This window comes from Streptomyces sp. NBC_01520, from assembly GCF_045040375.1.
Taxonomy (GTDB): domain Bacteria; phylum Actinomycetota; class Actinomycetes; order Streptomycetales; family Streptomycetaceae; genus Streptomyces.
The window spans coordinates 4243093-4261687 of the sequence record NZ_CP109404.1 but is presented as its reverse complement, the minus strand read 5'-3'; the positions used below and the strand labels follow the sequence as shown (position 1 = coordinate 4261687).

Sequence of the window (18595 nt, the reverse complement as noted above, 5' to 3'; positions counted from 1 at the left end):
CTCAGCCCAGGTGTGGTGCACGGACCAAGGGCGGAACGGCATGCCGGAACCTCGCCGTCGTCGGCACCTCTCGCCGCGCGAAGCACCAAGGCCGGAAGCTGGTCACCTCCGGTCCCGACTCCCACGGCCAGGCCGTCCAGCAGCGCCTGTGGACCGCATCCGAGGAGCTCACCGGGGTGACCTTCTCAGCGGTGACTCCACAGCGGAGGGTTTCCTGAGGCGTCACGCCTTGCGGGCGCGTCCCAGGCGGAGGGCGGAGACGAGGAAGAAGACGCCGCCGAGGAAGGCGTAGCCGGCCAGGTTCTTCAGGGATGCGCCGTCCTTGCCCGCCTCCGCGAAGAACGAGGCGCCGGCGAGGGTGGAGATGGCGCCGCTGGCGATCATCGCCCACTGGCCGCCGAGTTGACGTCGTCCGACGCCGACGACGAGCTGGACGACGCCCGCGGTGACCGCCCAGACGCCCCAGACCCGCAGGACGGCCGGGATGCCGGAGGTGGCGGCGACGGCGAGGCCGATGCCGGTGAGGGCGCTGAGAGCGATGTTCACGTACAGGCCGCGCACCGGCTGGCCGCCCTTCCGGGCGGACCTGATGTCGACGACCGCGCAGGCCACGTCGAACAGCGGGTAGACCACCAGCAGCGTGGCAGTGAGCGCGCCCAGCGAATCGGCGGTCGCAAACAGCGAGGCGGCCCACACGACGGCGAACGCGAAGCGCAGGAAGTACAGCTTGCGCAGGGCTGCGGGAACGCCGGTGGGCGTGGGAGCGGGAGTGGTTCCGACGCGTGTGTCCACGGAAGTGCCTTTCGGTTCGTACGTGTTGGTGGCAGTCGGCTCGTTCATCGGGTGCCCCTGTCCGCTTCTTCGGTCAGAGACGTGACCGTGCCCGGGCGGCCGGTCATCACGGCATGGGGGGCGTCGGCCTGCTTCGCGTGTGCGCCGGCCCGGGCGGCCACGAAACCGGCGCCGGCCGTCGGGGCCGCGCCTGCGGCGAGAAGGTTGCGGCGGAGAGCCATGAAGACACCATCACCCTGAGGGAGAACGTTCGGTCTCGTCGTATTCAAGGGGGCGGCTACCCACTTGTCAAGACCGAACGTTCTCCCTCATGCGTGGAGTACTCTGACCGCATGAGTGAGGGCACAGGAGGCGGCAGCACGTCGGCGGCGCGAGCGCGGTTGCTCGGCACGGCCACCAGAATCTTCTACGCGGAGGGCATCCACTCCGTCGGCGTCGACCGGATCGTCGCGGAGGCGCAGGTCACCCGCGCCACGCTGTACCGGCACTTCACCGGCAAGGAAGATCTCGTCCTCGCCTACCTCGACCAGGCCGACCGGGGAATCCGGGCGGGGGCCGAGGCAGCTCCGACAGGCGAGCGGTCGGCGGCCGACGCGGTCCGGGCGCTCGGCCGGTTCATCACCGAAGGCATCCAGAGCCCCGGGTTCCGTGGCTGCGCCTTCCTCAACGCGGTAGCCGAATATCCCGACCCCGCCCACCCCGTCCACCAGGCCGTCCTGGCTCACCGCCGGTGGTTCCTGGAGACCGTCACCGGGTTGCTGGCGCAGGTCGGAGACGATCCCGCCGACGAAGCCGGCCGGCACCTCGTCATGCTCCGCGACGGCGCCATGGCAGCCGGCTGTCTCTTCGACCCGGAAATGATCTCCGAGACGTTCCTCCTGGGCGTCGAAGGAATCCTGCGGGCACGCGGCGCCTGAGCGGCTGCCACCGTGTCACTGGTCGAGGCGGCCAGCCGGGAACGCCGGGCCGGCCCGGTTGCCGCCGCGTCGGGTGGTCCGGTGTCCTACACGTCGGAGAGCAGAGGGTCGAGCGCCGACGGCCTGACATGAAGGAAAGGAAGTCCCGCACGAACGTGCTCCGGGAGTAGCGCCCTTCGGCGTCCACGACGGATCGTCCGAAGCCTCTCCGGGACAGGACCCGGTATTCCTCGGCGTCGATGAACCGGTCCCCGTCCGCGTCGGTGACCCCGAAGAGGACCTCGGCGACGCGGATCAGCGCCGGTCCTGCCAGGGACGGGGCCGCGGCCGCGTACTCCTCCTCGCTCACCCGGCCGTCGGCGTCGCTGCCCAGAGCCGCCTGGAGTTCCCTCCACCACGCGGGGAAGCGGGGTGAGAAGTTCCGGTGCGGCGGCGGCTCCTCCCCCTTCGCCGGGACCCGTTCGGCACCACGGCAGTTGCGGCCGGCCCCTGCGAGAATCGGAACAGGCGTGCGGGAGGCATGCCCCGGACGACGGAGGAGCCCTGTGCCACCGACCCCGAGGCCGTTGCGGAAGCTGGGCTTCCTGACCATTGGGCTGTTCGAGGAGGCCGACCCGCGCCGGGGGCACGAGTCGACGCTCTCGATCATCGAGCTGGGTGAGCGGCTGGGCTTCGACAGCGCGTGGGTGCGGCACCGGCATCTGCAGTACGGCATCTCCTCGCCGCTCGTCCTGCTGGCCGCGGCGTCCCAGCGCACCAGCCGCATTCAGCTGGGCACCGCGGTGATCCCGCTGGGCTGGGAGAACCCGCTGCGGCTGGCCGAGGATCTGGCGACCCTCGACATCCTGTCCGGTGGCCGGCTCAACCCGGGGGTCAGCGTCGGGCCGCCGATGCACTACGACCGGGTGAAGGAGGCGCTCCATCCCGACACGGCCGACGTGGAGGACTTCAGCTACGAGCGGGTACGGCGGCTCATGAGGTTCGTGCGCGGGGAACGGGCCACGGACTTCAGCACGGAGGGCTTCGAGGCCTTCTCCGACCGTGTCCAGCCGCACGCCGCCGGCCTGGCCGACCGCATGTGGTACGGCGGCGCGAGCCTGCGGTCGGCACGCTGGGCGGGTGAGCAGGGCATGAACCTCCTGACCAGCAGCGTGGTGAAGGCGGAGGAGTCGGAGGACTTCGCCGAGATCCAGCTCTCGCACATCCGGACCTTCCGTGAGCACCACCCCGAAGGTGAGCGGGCCCGGGTCTCGCACGGGCTGGTCGTCATCCCGACCGACTCCGCGACGGCCGCGCAGCGTGCGAAGTACGAGGAGTACGCCCGCGCACGGCTGCCGCGTACCGCCTCGCCGCAGGGGCCTGCCCGCATGATGTTCGCGCCCGATCTCGTCGGCAGTTCCGCCGAGATCGCCGAACGGCTGTCCGCCCATGTCGCGTTCCGGGAGGTGGACGAGGTCGCGTTCGCGCTGCCGTTCAGCTTCGACCACGAGGACTACGTCCAGATCCTCACCGACATCGCCACGGTGCTCGCCCCGGCCCTCGGTCGGCCCTCGACCGCCGAACAGGCCACGTGAGCCCTTCGGGGCAGCTCCCTTGTCCACCACGGTGGACCGCTCCCCGCGAGAGGGGCGGGCCACCGGCTTTCAGTCCGTGAGCGAGAGTCCCCTGGTCACGCGGTCCGCCGCGGCCTGCACCCGTCGGTGGAGGTCGCCGGTCCGGTACATCCGGTCCGACCGGAAGGAGACCCCGAGCGAGCCCACCCCCGAGCCGCTGTACACGGGCACCGCCACACAGACCGTGCCCAGCGAGTACTCCCCCCGGTCCATGACGACCGGCGCGTGCGGCGCCGATTCGAGCTGCCGGATCAGGTCCTCGCGGTGCGTGATGGTGCGGGGGGTCAGATCGGGGAGCGTGTGCCGGGAGAGGTAGTCGGCACGCGCCTCCCCGTCCAGTTCGCGCAGCACGCACTTGCCCAGCGCCGTGGCGTGTCCGGCGTCCTCGAATCCCGCCCAGAAACCGACCCGCGGCGCCTCCGGGCTGTCGACGATCTCCGCGATGCGGATCTCGCCCTCCTCGTAGAAGGTCAGGTACGCGGCGGACGCCACCTCGTCCCGCAGGGAGGCCAGGACGGGGCGCACCCGGTCGAGCAGCCCGTGCCCCGGGCTGCGGTTGTGCAAAGCGTGGAGCTTGTCGCCCAGGACGTACCCGCCGTCCTCGAGTCTTCGCAGGTAGCCGTCCTCGGTGAGCGTGCCCAGGAGGTGCTGGGCGGTTTCCGACGCGAGTCCTGCCTCCCGCGCCAGCTGCTGCGCGGGCGCACCGCCCTCGTGCGCCCCCGCCGCCTCCATCAGGCGGAAGGCCTGCTGGACGGACGAGAGCGTGGGACCGGTCTGATCACCCATCCTCCCAGCTTGCACCCGACACCGCAGGGCGGCAAACCTCCCGGTTCCGCCCTTTACCGGAAGTCCCGGCGCCGGGCTCAGTCCTCGCCCTCCAGATCGCCTTCCGTCTCCAGGAAGACCTGGCGCAGCGCCTCGATCACCGCAGGGTCGGGCTTCGCCCACATCCCGCGGGACTCGGCCTCCAGGAGGCGTTCCGCGATGCCGTGGAGCGCCCAGGGGTTGGCCTGCTGGAGGAACTCGCGGTTCGTCGGGTCCAGGACGTACGTCTCGGTGAGTTTGTCGTACATCCAGTCCGCGACCACGCCCGTCGTCGCGTCGTACCCGAACAGGTAGTCGACGGTCGCGGCGAGCTCGAAGGCGCCCTTGTAGCCGTGGCGGCGCATCGCCTCGATCCACTTCGGGTTGACCACCCGGGCGCGGAACACCCGGGACGTCTCCTCGACCAGGGTGCGGGTGCGGACCGTCTCGGGGCGTGTCGAGTCGCCGATGTACGCCTCGGGGGCGGTGCCCTTCAGCGCGCGTACGGTCGCGACCATGCCGCCGTGGTACTGGAAGTAGTCGTCCGAGTCCGCGATGTCGTGCTCACGGGTGTCGGTGTTCTTCGCCGCGACCGCGATGCGCTTGTACGCGGTCTCCATCTCGTCCCGGGCCGGGCGCCCGTCGAGCTCACGGCCGTAGGCGTAGCCGCCCCACACCGTGTAGACCTCGGCGAGGTCGGCGTCGGTGCGCCAGTCGCGGGAGTCGATGAGCTGGAGCAGCCCGGCACCGTACGTCCCCGGCCGGGAGCCGAAGATGCGGGTGGTGGCACGCCGCTCGTCACCGTGTTCGGCCAGGTCGGCCTGGGTGTGGGCGCGTACGAAGTTCCGCTCGGCGGGCTCGTCGAGGGAGGCGGCCAGGCGTACGGCGTCGTCGAGGAGGCCGATGGTGTGCGGGAAGGCGTCCCGGAAGAAGCCGGAGATCCGCAGCGTGACGTCGATACGGGGGCGTCCCAGCTCCTCGTACGGGATCGCCTCCAGGCCCGTGACACGGCGCGAGGCGTCGTCCCAGACGGGGCGGACGCCGAGCAGGGCGAACGCCTCGGCGATGTCGTCGCCCGCCGTGCGCATCGCGCTGGTGCCCCACAGGGACAGGCCGACGGAAGTGGGCCAGTCGCCGTTGTCGGCGCGGTAGCGCTCCAGGAGCGAGTCCGCGAGGGCCTGGCCGGTCTCCCAGGCGAGGCGGGACGGGACGGCCTTCGGGTCGACGGAGTAGAAGTTCCGGCCGGTCGGCAGGACGTTCACCAGGCCGCGCAACGGGGAACCGGACGGGCCGGCGGGGACGAAGCCGCCGTTCAGGGCGTGGACGGTGTGGTCGAGCTCGTCGGTCGTCGCGGCGAGGCGGGGCACGACCTCGCGGGCGGCGAAGTCGAGGATGTCGGCGACGGCCTGCGGGTGCCCGGCGGCCACCCCGGCGACGGCGGCCGGATCCCAGTCCGCGTCCTCCATCGCCTGGACGAGCGCGCGGGCCCGCTCCTCGGTCTCGTCGGCGGCGGTGCGGGTGGCCGCGGACTCGTCGAGGCCGAGCGCCTCGCGCAGACCGGGCAGCGAGGTCGTACCGCCCCAGATCTGGCGGGCGCGCAGGATGGCGAGGACCAGGTTGACGCGGTCCTTGCCGGCCGGGGCGCCGCCCAGGACGTGCAGTCCGTCGCGGATCTGGACGTCCTTGATCTCACAGAGCCAGCCGTCGAGATGCATGATGAACTCGTCGAAGCCCTCGTCCTCGGGCCGGTCCTGAAGCCCCAGGTCGTGGTCGAGCTTGGCGGCCTGGATCAGCGTCCAGATCTGGGCGCGGACGGCCGGAAGCTTCGCCGGGTCCATCGCGGCGATCTGGGCGTGCTCGTCCAGGAGCTGTTCGAGGCGGGCGATGTCGCCGTAGCTGTCGGCGCGTGCCATCGGCGGTACGAGGTGGTCGACCAGGGTGGCGTGCACCCGGCGCTTGGCCTGGGTGCCCTCGCCCGGGTCGTTCACCAGGAACGGGTAGACGAGCGGCAGATCGCCGAGTGCGGCGTCGGGGCCGCAGGCGGCGGACAGGCCGGCGTTCTTTCCGGGCAGCCACTCCAGGTTGCCGTGCTTGCCGAGGTGGATCATCGCGTCGGCGCCGAAACCGTTGTCGTCCGCGGACGCGGCGATCCAGCGGTAGGCGGCCAGGTAGTGGTGCGAGGGCGGCAGGTCCGGGTCGTGGTAGATCGCGATCGGGTTCTCACCGAAGCCGCGCGGCGGCTGGATGAGGATCAGCAGATTGCCGCGCCGCAGGGCCGCGAGCACGATGTCGCCCTCGGGGTTGCGGGACCGGTCGAGGAACATCTCGCCGGGGGCCGGGCCCCAGTGCCGCTCGACGGCCTCGCGGAGTTCGGCGGGCAGCGTGGCGAACCAGCGGCGGTAGTCGGCGGCGGGGATCCGGACCGGGTTGCGGGCCAGCTGCTCCTCGGTGAGCCACTCCTGGTCGTGGCCGCCGGCCTCGATCAGCGCGTAGATCAGCTCGTCGCCGTCGCCGGAGACCAGGCCCGGGATCTCCTCCTCGGGCCCGAAGTCGTAGCCCTCGGCCCGGAGCCTGCGCAGCAGGGCGACGGCGCTGGCGGGGGTGTCGAGGCCGACCGCGTTGCCGATGCGGGAGTGCTTGGTCGGGTACGCGGACAGGACGAGCGCGATCCGCTTCTCGGCGGCCGGGATGTGCCGGAGCCGGGCGTGGCGTACGGCGATTCCGGCGACCCGGGCCGCGCGTTCGGCGTCGGCGACGTAGGCGGGCAGGCCGTCCGCGTCGATCTCCTTGAAGGAGAACGGCACCGTGATCAGGCGCCCGTCGAACTCCGGCACCGCGATCTGGGTGGCGGCGTCCAGCGGGGAGACGCCCTCGTCGTTCTCCTCCCAGGCCGCGCGGGGGCTGGTGAGGCAGAGCGCCTGGAGCACCGGTACGTCGAGGCCGGTGAGGGCGCCCGCGTCCCAGGACTCGTCGTCGCCGCCGGCGGACGCGGTGGCCGGCCTGGTGCCGCCCGCGGCGAGGACGGTCGTCACGATGGCGTCGGCGGCCCGGAGTTCGTCGATGAGTTCGGGCTCGGGCGTACGGAGCGAGGCGACGTACAGCGGGAGGGGGCGGGCACCCGCGTCCTCCACGGCCGTGCAGAGCGCTTCGATGAACGCGGTGTTCCCGCTCATGTGGTGGGCGCGGTAGTAGAGCACCGCGATGGTGGGCCCGGTGACACCTTCACGGGCCGTCCGCTCCAACGGGCCCCACGCGGGGGCCGGGGCGGGCGGGTCGAAGCCGTGGCCGGTGAGCAGCACCGTGTCGGAGAGGAAGCGGGCCAGCTGTTCCAGGTTGGCGGGGCCGCCGTGCGCGAGGTAGGCGTGCGCCTCGGCGGCGATGCCGATGGGGACGGTGGACGCGGCCATCAGCTGGGCGTCGGGGGCCTGTTCACCGGTGAGGACGACGACCGGGCGGCCGGTCGCCAGCACCTGGTCCAGCCCTTCCTGCCAGGCACGGACACCACCGAGGAGGCGTACGACGACGAGGTCGGTGCCGTCCAGGAGCTGCGGCAGGTCCTCGACGGAGAGCCGGGACGGGTTCGCGTAGCGGAAGCCGACCGGGCCGCCGGAGGCGCGGGCGCTGAGCAGGTCGGTGTCGGACGTCGACAGGAGCAGGATCATGCGGCGTCAGGCCTTCCTCGGGGTGTCCACGCCCCGGGCAGTGTCGGAATGGGGTACCCCCTGCTCGAGCGGAGCCGAGAGCCTGGGGAAAGGAGTTCCTGACTCGCCCGGTCGTGGACCGGGCTCACAGTGGCGGGACCGCGCCGGAATCTCACCGGGCTTCCTCCCATGTCGCCGTCTGGCGATGGCGGGCCGAACGGACCGCCGCTAGGCATAGTAGGCCGCAGGTGGGTGGGGGTGACCAGACGGCCCCGGCGAAACCCGGCCCTCCTCCTGCGGAGTTACCGGATGTCCTGCAGCTCACAGTGACCGCAGGGCTGCGCGATGGTCACGGTGGGTATGCTCGCCGCCATGTCCGCATCCCCCATTTCGCCCCGGTCTCCGGGCGATACGTGTGCACGGAGCAGTGGTGACGCCTGCCCCGGGACACTGCGCCTGCACCGGGCGGACGACGGTGCGCTGGCACGGGTCCGCATACCCGGCGGGGTGCTGACTGCGGCTCGGGCGGACGCCCTCCTGGAGGCCGCCCTGCGGCTGGGCGACGGTGAGTTGCATCTCACCTCGCGCGGCAACGTGCAGCTGCGCGGCCTCGCCCCGGACTGCGGTACGGAGCTGGCCCGGCTGCTGAGCGGGGCGGGCCTGCTGCCCTCCGAACGTCATGAGCGGGTGCGCAACGTCGTCGCCTCCCCCCTCTCGGGTCTCGACTCCCTCGGGTCCGCGGACATCGGACCCTGGCTGACCGAACTGGACCGTCTCGTCTGCGGCAGCGACCGCGCCACCGCGCTCTCCGGCCGCTTCCTGTTCGCGCTCGACGACGGACGCGGCGATGTGGACGCCCTCGGCGCGGACCTCACCCTGCTGGCCCGCGCCGACGGAGACGCGATGCTGCGCGTCGGAAACACCGACGCCGTCCTCCTCGTCCCGGCCGCCGACGGGCCGCGCGCCGCTCTCCTCGCCGCCGAGGCCTTCCTGGACGCGGTCCGCGAATCCGGCGCCTGGCGGGTGAAGGACCTGACCGCCGACGCGGCGGCCACCCTGCCCGGCGACGTCGCCCGGCGCCTGCGGAACGCCGGAATCCCCGTCGCCCCCGGCTCGCACCCCCGCCCGTCCGAAGCCCGTCCCCCGGCCCCCGGCCCCGTACGGGGCGGCCGCCGTGACGTCGCGCTCTGTGCCGGCGTACCGCTGGGACGGCTGGACCGGGAGCAGTGGCGGCTCCTGTCGGGCTCCGGCGAACTGCGCCTCACCCCGTGGCGCGGCGCCGTCGTCACCCGCGTCGCACCCGACCGTGTGGACGGCCTGCTTCACAGCCTCTCCGAGGCCGGCCTGATCGTCGGTCACGGCTCCCCGTGGGCCGGCGTCGGCGCGTGCATCGGGCAGCCCGGCTGTGCGAAGTCGCTGGCCGACGTGCGGGCCCAGGCAGGGGCCGCCGTCGGACCGGCCGGACGGCTCCCTGTGTACTGGTCAGGGTGCGAACGCCGGTGCGGCCATCCGCACGGCGAGTGGATCGACGTGGTCGCCACCCCCGAAGGACACCGGATCTCCCACGTACGGGGGGACCGGACCACCGCCGCGGCGGTGGTCCGGGACGACCCGCTCGCGCTGGCCGCCGCGGTGGCGGCGGCACGGGACGCCCGTACCCCCTGAACACCCCTTACCCGCAGCACCCCTTGAAGAAAGAAAGCGACAGCACTGTGCATCAGTACGAGAAGGACGGACCGGCGATCTACCGCCAGTCCTTCGCCACCATCCGCGCGGAGGCGGATCTGGCCGGGCTGCCCGCCGACGTGAGCCAGGTCGCCGTCCGCATGATCCACGCCTGCGGCATGGTCGATCTCGTCACCGATCTCGCCTTCTCGCCGAACGCCGTGGCCGACGCCCGCGCCGCGCTGCGCTCCGGTGCGCCGATCCTGTGCGACGTGGCCATGGTCGCCAGCGGTGTCACCCGCAAGCGCCTGCCCGCGGACAACGAGGTGATCTGCACCCTGTCCGACCCGGCCGTCCCCGGGCTGGCCGCGAAGCTCGGCACCACCCGCAGCGCCGCCGCCCTGGAGCTGTGGCGCGACCGGATGGAGGGGGCCGTCGTCGCCGTCGGCAACGCGCCCACCGCGCTCTTCCGGCTGCTGGAGATGATCGAGGAGGGCGCTCCCCGCCCGGCCGCCGTCATCGGTGTGCCGGTCGGCTTCATCGGGGCCGCCGAGTCCAAGGAGGCCCTGGCCGTCCACCCGTCCGGCCTGGAGCACCTGATCGTGCGCGGCCGGCGCGGCGGCAGCGCCCTGGCGGCCGCCGCCCTCAACGCCATCGCCAGCGAGGAGGAGTGAGCGTGAGCCAGCAGACCACCACAGGCGCCGGGCGGCTGTACGGCGTCGGGCTCGGCCCCGGCGACCCGGCCCTGATGACCGTGCGGGCCGTACAGGTCATCGCCGAGGCCGATGTCGTCGCATACCACTCCGCCCGCCACGGCCGCTCCATCGCCCGCTCGATCGCGGCGCAGCACATCCGCGCCGACCACATCGAGGAGGCGCTGGTCTACCCCCTCACGACGGAGACCACGGACCACCCCGGCGGCTACCGGGGCGCACTGGACGAGTTCTACGCCGAGGCCGCGGCCCGGCTCGCCGTGCACCTCGACGCCGGACGCACCGTCGCCGTGCTCGCCGAAGGCGACCCGCTCTTCTACGGCTCGTACCAGCACATGCACAAGCGGCTCGCGCACCGCTACGAGACCGAGGTCATCCCCGGTGTCACATCGGTCAGCGCCGCCGCCGCCCGGCTCGGCACCCCGCTCGTCGAGGGCGAGGAGGTGCTGACGATCCTGCCCGGCACGCTGCCGGAGGAGGAGCTGACGGCACGTCTGGCGGCCACGGACTCCGCGGTGGTGATGAAGCTCGGCCGTACGTTCCCCGCGGTGCGCCGGGCGTTCGAGGCGTCCGGGCGGCTGCCCGAGGCGCGGTACGTCGAGCGGGCCACGATGGCCGGGGAGCGCACCGGGGACCTGGCGGACACGGACGCCGACTCGGTGCCGTACTTCGCCGTGGCGGTGCTGCCCAGCCGGATCGACGCACCCCGCCCCTCCCCGTCCGCGGCCCCGGGAACCGGTGAGGTCGTCGTCGTCGGCACCGGCCCCGCCGGACCGCTGTGGCTGACGCCCGAGACGCGCGGGGCGCTGGCCGCCGCCGACGACCTCGTCGGCTACACCACGTATCTGGACCGGGTGCCGGTCCGCCCGGGGCAGCAGCGCCACGGTTCCGACAACAAGGTCGAGTCGGAGCGCGCCGAATTCGCCCTGGACCTTGCCCGCCGGGGACGCCGCGTGGCCGTCGTGTCCGGGGGCGACCCCGGTGTCTTCGCCATGGCGACGGCCGTGCTGGAAGTGGCCTCGCAGGACGCGTACACGGACATAGCGGTACGGGTGCTGCCCGGGGTGACCGCGGCGAACGCCGCGGCCGCGGCCGCGGGGGCTCCGCTGGGCCACGACTACGCCACCCTCTCGCTGTCGGACCGGCTCAAGCCCTGGGAGGTCATCGCCGGGCGGCTGCGCGCCGCGGCGACGGCCGACCTGGTGCTGGCGCTGTACAACCCCGGTTCCCGCAGCCGGACCTGGCAGGTCGGCAAGGCCCGCGACCTGCTGCTGGAGCACCGCTCCCCGGACACGCCCGTGGTGCTCGGACGCGATGTGGGCGGTCCGGCGGAGAGTGTGCGAACGGTGCGGCTCGCCGATCTCGACCCGGCCGAGGTCGACATGCGGACGATCCTGATCGTGGGTTCCTCACAGACCCGTTGGGTGCGGCGGGGCGACGGCCGGCAGATCGTGTGGACACCGCGCCGCTACCCGGAGGCCTGACGGACCGCTCCGCCCGCGTACGGCGTGGGCCGAGCGGTATCAGGACCGATGGGCAGGAGGGTCTGCCGGCCTCCCTGCGGGGGAGGCCGGGCGACGACAGGACCGCCTGCGGCCCGTCCGCGCCCGGACGGGCCGCCCCCGGTCAGCGGTCCCGGACCCATTCCGCCAGCCGGCCGACGGACCGGGCCGCTTCGGCCAGGCTGCGGGCCGCCTGCTCCAGCTCGGCGGTGAGGCGGGCCGTCCGCTCGCGCTCCGCGGAGTCGTCCGGGGTGGCGACGGCCGTGCCCCGGTATCCGATGGGGCCCTCGTTGTACCGCTGGTAGTAGCCGCTGAAGTGGTCCGCGGCGATTCCGGCGAACCGCACACCGGAGAGCTGTATCTCGTCCGCGCCCCCGTTGCCGGTGATGTCGAGGCGGTAGCGGGAGTAGGCCACCCGGGCGCCGCCGATCCGGAACCTCCTGCTCTCGAAGCGCTCGGTGAAGCCCTGCCCGCTCCGGGAGTCCAGCTCCGTCCAGCGGCTGCCGTCCTGCGAGCCCGACAGGGTCCAGTCCCGGGGGTCGCGGTCCGGGAAGTCGTTGGCGGACGTCAGCGTGTAGCCGCTGAGGGCGGTGGGCCGGTCGAACTCGAACTCCACCGTGGCTTCGCAGTCGCCGGCCAGCCACTTCGCCCGGGAGTCCCGGAGCAGGTTGTCCGCGACCTCCCCGGCCTCCTCGAACTCGTCACTCACCTCGACGACCGTCACCTGCCCGGTCACGTCCGGCGCGTCCTCCGCGCCCGTACGGCCGGCCGCGACGCGCAGCGCGGCCACACCGGAATTGCCCCGCTGGTCGCGCCAGGTCACCCGCTCCACAGGCCCGGAGCCGTCCTCCACCAGAATCCGCAGCTCGCCGGAGTCGTGCCAGCCGCCGCCCCACCCCTCCTCGGTGCGGAAACGGTGCGTGTGGACGCCCTCGGTCCCCTCCGGGAACGCCCCGCGCCCGATGACGCGGCCGCGGAACTCGGCGAGCGTGCCGTCGGCGGCACGGTGGTGCCCGTGGAAGTCGGACATGTTCGACTGGAAGCTGATCGCCGACTCCGCGCCGTCCTCGCCGCGCCACCCCAGCTGCGCGGGCAGCGACTGCTCGCCCCGGTCGACGTGGAACAGCAGCCGGGGGCCCGGCCGCCAGGCCGAGGTGAACGGCGCGCGGCGCTGCGTGCTGTACGAGAAGACCGTGTCGCGGGCCGCCTCCGCCGCCATCGCACGCTCGGAGCGGCCACGCTCGTACACGGAGTCGAGCGTGACGCGGTACAGCCAGAACATGCTGCGCGCCCCGGCGGCCGTACGTATCTCCAGCGTGTTGGTGCCCGGCCGCAGCAGCTCGCCGGGGACGGCGAACACGTTGTCCTGCGGCAGGTCGCCGCCACCGGGCACGGTGAGCCCCTGGACAAGCACCTCCCCGTTCAACAGCACGTCGACCGGGGCGTGTCCGGGGGACCCGCCCACCTTGGAGACCAGCGCGGTCATCTTGAGCGTCACCTCGACGATCTTCTCGTCGCCGTCGACCTCGAAGTCCAGCGCGGTGCTCGCGTCTGCGCCCATGGCCAGGTGCGACGACGTCTCATGACAGTTGCGGTATCTGATCCCGGCGTTGGACATGCTGACCGGCATGGCGGAGAAATCGGCGAACGTCGGTTGCATGTGTGGCTCCTGAGACTGCGTCACGCCCGGCACGAGGCGCCGGCGAGTGGGTGTGCCGCCACGCTAGCGGCGGCCACCGACAGTCCCGGGGTACGGACCGTCGCCCGGCCCCTGCTCCCGGCCCGCTGTCGGACCCTCGTGCCACGATGGCGGACATGAGCTCTCCCGAACGCCCCATGCCCCCTTTGGACGCCGATGAGCGGACGTCCCTGGAGAGCTGGCTCGACTTCTACCGCACCACGCTCGCCCAGAAGTGCGAAGGCCTGACGGAGGACCAGCTCGCCGCGCCCGCCGCCGCGCCGTCGCAGGTCACCCTGCTCGGCCTCGTCCGGCACGCCGCGGACGTCGAGCGGACCTGGTTCCGCCGGGTCCTGGCCCAGGAGGACGTGAAGCCGATCCACGCCCCCGGCCCCGGGGGCCACGACGGCGGATTCGAGCCGGCCGAAGGAGACACGTACGAGAAGGCACTGCTCATATGGCGGGCCGAGATCGACCGGGCCCGGAAGAACTGCGCGTCCCGCGCACTCGACGACACCAGCCCCTTCATGGGCGGTCAGGTCACCCTGCGCTGGATCTACACGCACATGATCGGCGAATACGCCCGCCACTGCGGCCACGCCGACCTCGTACGGGAACGCGTGGACGGCCGCACGGGCGTCTAGACCCCGGCCCCCGGTCCTTCGAGGCCCCGCCCCTCGACGCCCCGCCCTCGGAGACCCTGCCCTTCGAGACCTCGCAGCCAGGCGACGGCCTCCTCCGGGGTCCCGGCCACCGGAACGTCGTCCGGGACCGGCGGGCGCCGGACCACGACCACCGGGATGCCCGCCTCCCGGGCGGCGGTGAGCTTGGGGGCGGTCGCGTCGCCGCCGCTGTCCTTCGTCACGAGGACATCGATGCCGTACCGCCGGATCAGCTCCCGCTCGCCGTCCAGGGTGAACGGTCCCCGGTCCAGCAGGACCTCCGTCCGCGCCGGGTACGGGGCCTCGGGGGCGTCGACCGAACGCATCAGGAACCACAGCGCGTCCAGCCCGGCGAACGCGGCTAGGCCCATGCGCCCCGTCGTGAGGAAGACGCGCCGCCCCAGCCCCGGAAGGAGCTCCGCCGCCCCCACCAGGGAGTCGGCCGTGTGCCATCGGTCGCCGTCCGAGGGCACCCAGCCGGGACGGCGCAGCGCCAGCAGGGGAAGATGGACTGCGGCAGCGGCGGAGGCCGCGTTGAAACTGATCGTCCCGGCGAAAGGATGGGTGGCGTCGATGACCACATCCACTCGGTGTACGCGGAGCCATTCCGCCAGGCCGTCGGCTCCGCCGAAACCGCCGACGCGCGTCTCGCCCGGCGGGAGCTTCGGGCGGGCCACCCGGCCGGCGAGCGAGCTGGTCACCCGTGCCCCGGGCATTCCGTCCACCGCCACCAGGCACTCCGCGAGGCGGCGGGCCTCCGTCGTGCCGCCGAGGACGAGTACGTGCAAGGGCATGGGCAAGTGGGATCGGTCCATCCTTGAGCAGTGAGGCGCAGGGCGGGCGCAGCGCCCAACTCAAGCACACCGGTCTGCGGCCGGGATGGACGACCGGTGCCTGTGCGACGGCCGCGACCACGGCCGCGTACACCGCCCTGCTGACCGGCGAGTTCCCCGACCCGGTGACCATCACGCTGCCCAGGGGCCAGACCCCCGCCTTCGCACTCGCGGTGGAGGAGCTGGCCGAGGGTTCGGCCATGGCGGGCGTGGTCAAGGACGCGGGCGACGACCCGGACGTCACGCACGGCGCGCTCGTGCGGTCCACCGTACGGCTGCTCCCGCCGGGGTCCGGGGTGGTGTTCCGGGCCGGGCCCGGCGTGGGCACGGTGACGCTGCCGGGACTGCCGCTCGGCGTCGGGGAGCCGGCGGTCAATCCCGTGCCCCGCCAGATGATGCGGGACCACGTGGCGCGGGTGGCGGCGGAGCACGGGGGCACCGGGGACGTCGAGATCACGATCTCGGTGGACGACGGTGAGGAGATCGCACGTTTCACGTGGAACATCCGCCTCGGCATTCTGGGCGGGCTCTCGATCCTCGGCACGACCGGCGTCGTCGTGCCGTACTCCTGCTCGGCCTGGATCGACTCGATCCGCCGGGGTGTGGACGTGGCGCGGGCGGCCGGGCACACGCATGTGGCGGGGTGCACGGGCTCGACGTCCGAGAAGACGGTGGTGGCCGAGTACGGGCTGCCTGAGATCGCCCTGCTGGACATGGGGGACTTCGCGGGTGCGGTGCTGAAGTACGTACGCCGTCATCCGGTGGACCGGCTGACGGTCTGCGGCGGGTTCGCCAAGCTGTCCAAGCTCGCCGCCGGTCACCTCGACCTGCACTCGGGCCGGTCCCAGGTCGACAAGCCCTTCCTGGCGCGGCTGGCACGGCAGGGCGGGGCGAGCGAGGCGCTGGCCGCCGAGATCGAGGTGGCCAACACGGGCCTCGCGGCGCTGCAGCTGTGCATGGCGGCCGGGGTGCCGCTGGGCGACCTGGTGGCCGTGGCGGCCCGGGACCAGGCGCTGTCGGTGCTGCGCGGGGCGCCGGTCGCGGTGGACGTGATCTGCATCGACCGGGCGGGGACCGTGGTGGGACGGAGCGAGGTGCGCTGACGGGGCCGCGAGGCAGGGCCCTCCCGTCCGTCCGCCTCGCCCCGGAGGTCAGCAGGTGGGGCGGTCCCTGGCCGGGGAGTACAGGTGGCTGTCGTGGAACTGTTCCGCGCCGAGCGTCCGGCCCACCATGATCACCGCGGTCCGGACCACCCCGGCTGCCTTCACCTGCTCCGCGATGGAGTCCAGCGTTCCGCGCAGGACGATCTCGTCGGGGCGCGAGGCCATGGCCACCACCGCGGCCGGGCAGTCCGCCCCGTAGTGCGGCAGCAGTTCCTCGACGACCCGGTCCACGTACTGCGCGGCCAGGTGCAGCACGATCAGCGCGCCGCTGCGGCCCAGCGTGGCCAGGTCCTCGCCCTCGGGCATCGCGGTCGCGCGCTGGGCGATGCGCGTGAGGATCACCGTCTGCCCGACCGTCGGCACCGTCAGCTCACGCTTCAGCGCCGCCGCAGCAGCCGCGAAGGCGGGCACCCCCGGCACGACCTCGTACGGCACGCCCGCCTCGTCCAGGCGCCGCATCTGCTCGTTGACCGCGCTGAAGACCGAGGGGTCACCCGAGTGCAGCCGGGCGACGTCGTGACCGGCCTCGTGCGCACGGACCAGCTCGGTGGTGATCCGGTCGATGTCCAGCCGCGCGGTGTCCACGAGCCGGGCGTCCGGCGGGCACTCCGCGAGCAGTTCGCGCGGCACCAGACTGCCCGCGTACAGGCATACGGGACTGGCGGCGAGGATACGGGCGCCGCGCACGGTGATCAGGTCGGCGGCGCCGGGGCCCGCGCCGATGAAGTACACGGTCATCAGTTGTCTCCTGAGGGGGTCGAAAGGGCCTTGCGTACGGACCACTGCGTGACGGGCATGGCCTGCCGCCACCCCGTGAAGCCGCCGACCGGCACCGCGTGGGCCACCGAGAGCCGCACCAGGTCGCCCCCGAGGGAGCGGTAGCGGTCCGCGAGCAGCGCCTCGGACTCCATCGTCACGGTGTTGGCGACCAGCCGGCCGCCGGCGGGCAGGGCGTCCCAGCAGGCGTCGAGCAGGCCGGGGACGGTGAGCCCGCCGCCGATGAACACGGCGTCGGGCACGGGCAGCCCGGCCAGGGCCTCGGGCGCCCGGCCGGTGACCACGCGCAGCGCGGGAACGCCGAGCCGGTCCGCGTTGCGGGCGATGCGTCGCGCACGCTCCGGGTCGCGCTCCACCGTGACGGCACGGCAGGAGGAATGGGTCCTCAGCCACTCCACCGCGATCGAGCCGGACCCGCCGCCGATGTCCCACAGGAGCTCACCGGGCGCGGGCGCGAGCACGCCCAGGGTGGCCGCCCGCACATGCCGCTTGGTGAGCTGCCCGTCGTGCTCGTACGCCTCGTCCGGCAGCCCCGGTACGGCGCCGACGCGCAGGGTGTCCGGGGTGGCCAGGCAGTCCACCGCGATGACGTTGAGCGGGTCACCGGACGGGTGCGCCCAGGTGTCCGCGGTGCCGTCCAGACAGTCCTCGGCCGTGCCGCCCAGCTGTTCCAGGACCCGCATCCGGCTCGGTCCGAAGCCGTGTTCCCGCAGCAGGGCGGCGACCGCGGCGGGCGTGTCTGCGTCCGCGCTCAGGACCAGCAGCCGGCGTCCGTCGTGCAGCGCGGCGGCCAGCCGGGCCGTGGGACGCCCGACGAGCGTGACGGTCTCGGTGTCCTCCACGGGCCAGCCCAGCCGGGCGCAGGCGTACGACACCGAGGACGGGTGCGGCAGCACACGCGGTACCCCGGCCCCCAGCTCCTCGGTGAGGGCCCGCCCGATGCCGTAGAACATGGGGTCCCCGCTGGCCAGGACGGCGATCCTGCTCCCCGCGTGCGCGGCGAGCAGGCCGCGTACGGCGGGCCGCAGGGGGGAGGGCCAGGCCACTCGACGGCCTGTGCACACGGGCGGGAGCAGGTCCAGCTGGCGCTCACCACCGATCAGGACCTCGGCGTCCAGGAGCGCGGAGCGCGCCGTGTCCGGCAGGCCCGCCCATCCGTCGGCGCCGATTCCCACGACGCTCACGGCGGACGCGGGCAGCAGGGCGGGGGGTACGGATGATGCGGAGGACACGGCCGGTACCTCGGTGTCTGGGTGGATGGACGCAGCCGAACTCTACTGGGGCGTGGTTCCGGGCCCGCGCGGCGGAGTGATCTCAGGAGTTCCTCCGCGTGGTGTCGAGAACCCGCCCCGGGCTCCGACGTCCCCTGTGAGAGTTGCCCATGAGGGGCGGCACAGCCGACGAAGGAGCGGATCATGAAGTACCTCGTGATGGTGCAGGGATCGCAGGCCGACTACGAGGCCATGAGCGGCAAGGCGTCCGCGGGCAGCCCGGCCTGGAACGAGAAGGACGTGAAGGCGATGTTCGCCTTCATGCAGGGGATCAACAACGACCTCGCGGAGTCCGGCGAGATGGTCGAGGGCAACGGGCTGGCCGAGCCCGCGCGGGCCCGCTTCGTGAACGCGGGCGCCGACGGCCAGCCGGTGATCTCCGACGGCCCGTACGGCGAGACCAAGGAGGTGCTCGCCGGGTACTGGGTGCTCGACTGCGCGAGCCTGGAGCGGGTGACCGAGATCGCGGCGCGCATCGCGCTCTGTCCGCAGCCCGAGGGCGCCCCCGAGTACCCCGTGGTGATCCGCCCGATGGACTCGTGCCCCGACGCCTGAGGAACCACC

At 73.1% G+C, this 18595-nt stretch carries 16 protein-coding genes, 1 pseudogene and 1 riboswitch; of the genes and pseudogenes, 8 read left to right on the top strand and 9 right to left on the bottom strand.

Annotated features, from left to right (window positions below; genetic code table 11):
• Positions 1–222: 222 nt before the first annotated feature.
• A complete protein-coding gene (locus OG524_RS19195) occupies positions 223–792 on the bottom strand; it encodes a hypothetical protein (protein WP_405393148.1) in 570 nt (189 codons plus the stop codon).
• Positions 793–836: 44 nt separating this feature from the next.
• Positions 837–1013: a hypothetical protein gene (locus tag OG524_RS19190; protein ID WP_405389607.1), complete on the bottom strand. Its 177-nt coding sequence runs from the start codon at positions 1011–1013 to the stop codon at positions 837–839.
• Between the two features lie 111 nt (positions 1014–1124).
• Between OG524_RS19190 and OG524_RS19185 the strand changes: the two genes are divergently transcribed.
• A complete protein-coding gene (locus tag OG524_RS19185) occupies positions 1125–1709 on the top strand; it encodes a TetR/AcrR family transcriptional regulator (RefSeq protein ID WP_405389608.1) in 585 nt (194 codons plus the stop codon).
• A 94-nt stretch (positions 1710–1803) separates the two neighbouring features.
• Here OG524_RS19185 and OG524_RS19180 read toward each other — a convergent pair.
• Positions 1804–2115: pseudogene (locus OG524_RS19180) on the bottom strand (EF-hand domain-containing protein); the annotation flags it as partial.
• 139 nt (positions 2116–2254) lie between these two features.
• On the opposite strand from OG524_RS19180, the gene OG524_RS19175 reads away from it, so the two are divergent.
• The gene (locus OG524_RS19175; RefSeq protein WP_405811255.1) at positions 2255–3283 is read left to right on the top strand and encodes an LLM class flavin-dependent oxidoreductase; all 1029 of its coding nucleotides are present in this window, start codon (positions 2255–2257) and stop codon (positions 3281–3283) included.
• A gap of 69 nt (positions 3284–3352) precedes the next feature.
• On the opposite strand, the gene OG524_RS19170 is transcribed toward OG524_RS19175, so the two are convergent.
• A complete protein-coding gene (locus OG524_RS19170) occupies positions 3353–4108 on the bottom strand; it encodes an IclR family transcriptional regulator (protein ID WP_405389610.1) in 756 nt (251 codons plus the stop codon).
• A gap of 77 nt (positions 4109–4185) precedes the next feature.
• On the bottom strand, positions 4186–7788 hold the full coding sequence (gene cobN, locus OG524_RS19165) for a cobaltochelatase subunit CobN (protein ID WP_405811252.1): 3603 nt from the start codon (positions 7786–7788) through the stop codon (positions 4186–4188).
• 92 nt (positions 7789–7880) lie between these two features.
• A riboswitch (cobalamin riboswitch) is annotated at positions 7881–7954 on the bottom strand.
• 173 nt (positions 7955–8127) lie between these two features.
• Here cobN and OG524_RS19160 point away from each other — a divergent pair.
• Genes OG524_RS19160 through cobJ form a run of 3 tightly spaced genes read left to right on the top strand, consistent with a single transcriptional unit; the run spans position 8128 to position 11629 of the window.
• A complete protein-coding gene (locus tag OG524_RS19160) occupies positions 8128–9432 on the top strand; it encodes a cobalamin biosynthesis protein CobG (RefSeq protein ID WP_405393149.1) in 1305 nt (434 codons plus the stop codon).
• Positions 9433–9479: 47 nt separating this feature from the next.
• Positions 9480–10106 carry a precorrin-8X methylmutase gene (locus OG524_RS19155; protein WP_405389612.1) on the top strand — a complete coding sequence of 209 codons (627 nt, stop codon included), beginning with the start codon at positions 9480–9482 and terminating at the stop codon, positions 10104–10106.
• Positions 10103–11629 (top strand): precorrin-3B C(17)-methyltransferase, encoded by a 1527-nt coding sequence (gene cobJ / locus OG524_RS19150; protein WP_405389613.1) that lies wholly within the window; start codon positions 10103–10105, stop codon positions 11627–11629. Before OG524_RS19155 ends, cobJ begins: the two co-directional genes overlap by 4 nt.
• A 142-nt stretch (positions 11630–11771) precedes the next feature.
• Here the strand turns inward: cobJ and OG524_RS19145 are convergent, their stop codons facing one another.
• On the bottom strand, positions 11772–13307 hold the full coding sequence (locus OG524_RS19145; protein WP_405811250.1) for an alpha-1,2-mannosidase: 1536 nt from the start codon (positions 13305–13307) through the stop codon (positions 11772–11774).
• A 155-nt stretch (positions 13308–13462) separates the two neighbouring features.
• Here OG524_RS19145 and OG524_RS19140 point away from each other — a divergent pair, with 155 nt between their 5' ends.
• Positions 13463–13969, top strand: coding sequence for a DinB family protein (locus tag OG524_RS19140; RefSeq protein WP_405811248.1), 507 nt, complete (start codon positions 13463–13465; stop codon positions 13967–13969).
• On the opposite strand, the gene OG524_RS19135 is transcribed toward OG524_RS19140, so the two are convergent.
• The gene (locus OG524_RS19135) at positions 13966–14775 is read right to left on the bottom strand and encodes a cobalt-precorrin-6A reductase (protein WP_405393150.1); all 810 of its coding nucleotides are present in this window, start codon (positions 14773–14775) and stop codon (positions 13966–13968) included. The genes OG524_RS19140 and OG524_RS19135 overlap by 4 nt on opposite strands.
• A gap of 29 nt (positions 14776–14804) precedes the next feature.
• On the opposite strand from OG524_RS19135, the gene OG524_RS19130 reads away from it, so the two are divergent.
• Positions 14805–15923, top strand: coding sequence for a cobalt-precorrin-5B (C(1))-methyltransferase (locus OG524_RS19130; RefSeq protein ID WP_405389616.1), 1119 nt, complete (start codon positions 14805–14807; stop codon positions 15921–15923).
• Between the two features lie 48 nt (positions 15924–15971).
• Here the strand turns inward: OG524_RS19130 and cobM are convergent, their stop codons facing one another.
• Positions 15972–16721, bottom strand: a complete 750-nt coding sequence (gene cobM / locus OG524_RS19125; protein ID WP_405811246.1) for a precorrin-4 C(11)-methyltransferase — start codon at positions 16719–16721, stop codon at positions 15972–15974.
• A complete protein-coding gene (gene cbiE, locus OG524_RS19120) occupies positions 16721–17992 on the bottom strand; it encodes a precorrin-6y C5,15-methyltransferase (decarboxylating) subunit CbiE (RefSeq protein ID WP_405811244.1) in 1272 nt (423 codons plus the stop codon). Before cbiE ends, cobM begins: the two co-directional genes overlap by 1 nt.
• A 183-nt stretch (positions 17993–18175) precedes the next feature.
• Here cbiE and OG524_RS19115 point away from each other — a divergent pair, with 183 nt between their 5' ends.
• Positions 18176–18586, top strand: a complete 411-nt coding sequence (locus tag OG524_RS19115; protein WP_405389619.1) for a YciI family protein — start codon at positions 18176–18178, stop codon at positions 18584–18586.
• Positions 18587–18595: the final 9 nt, after the last annotated feature.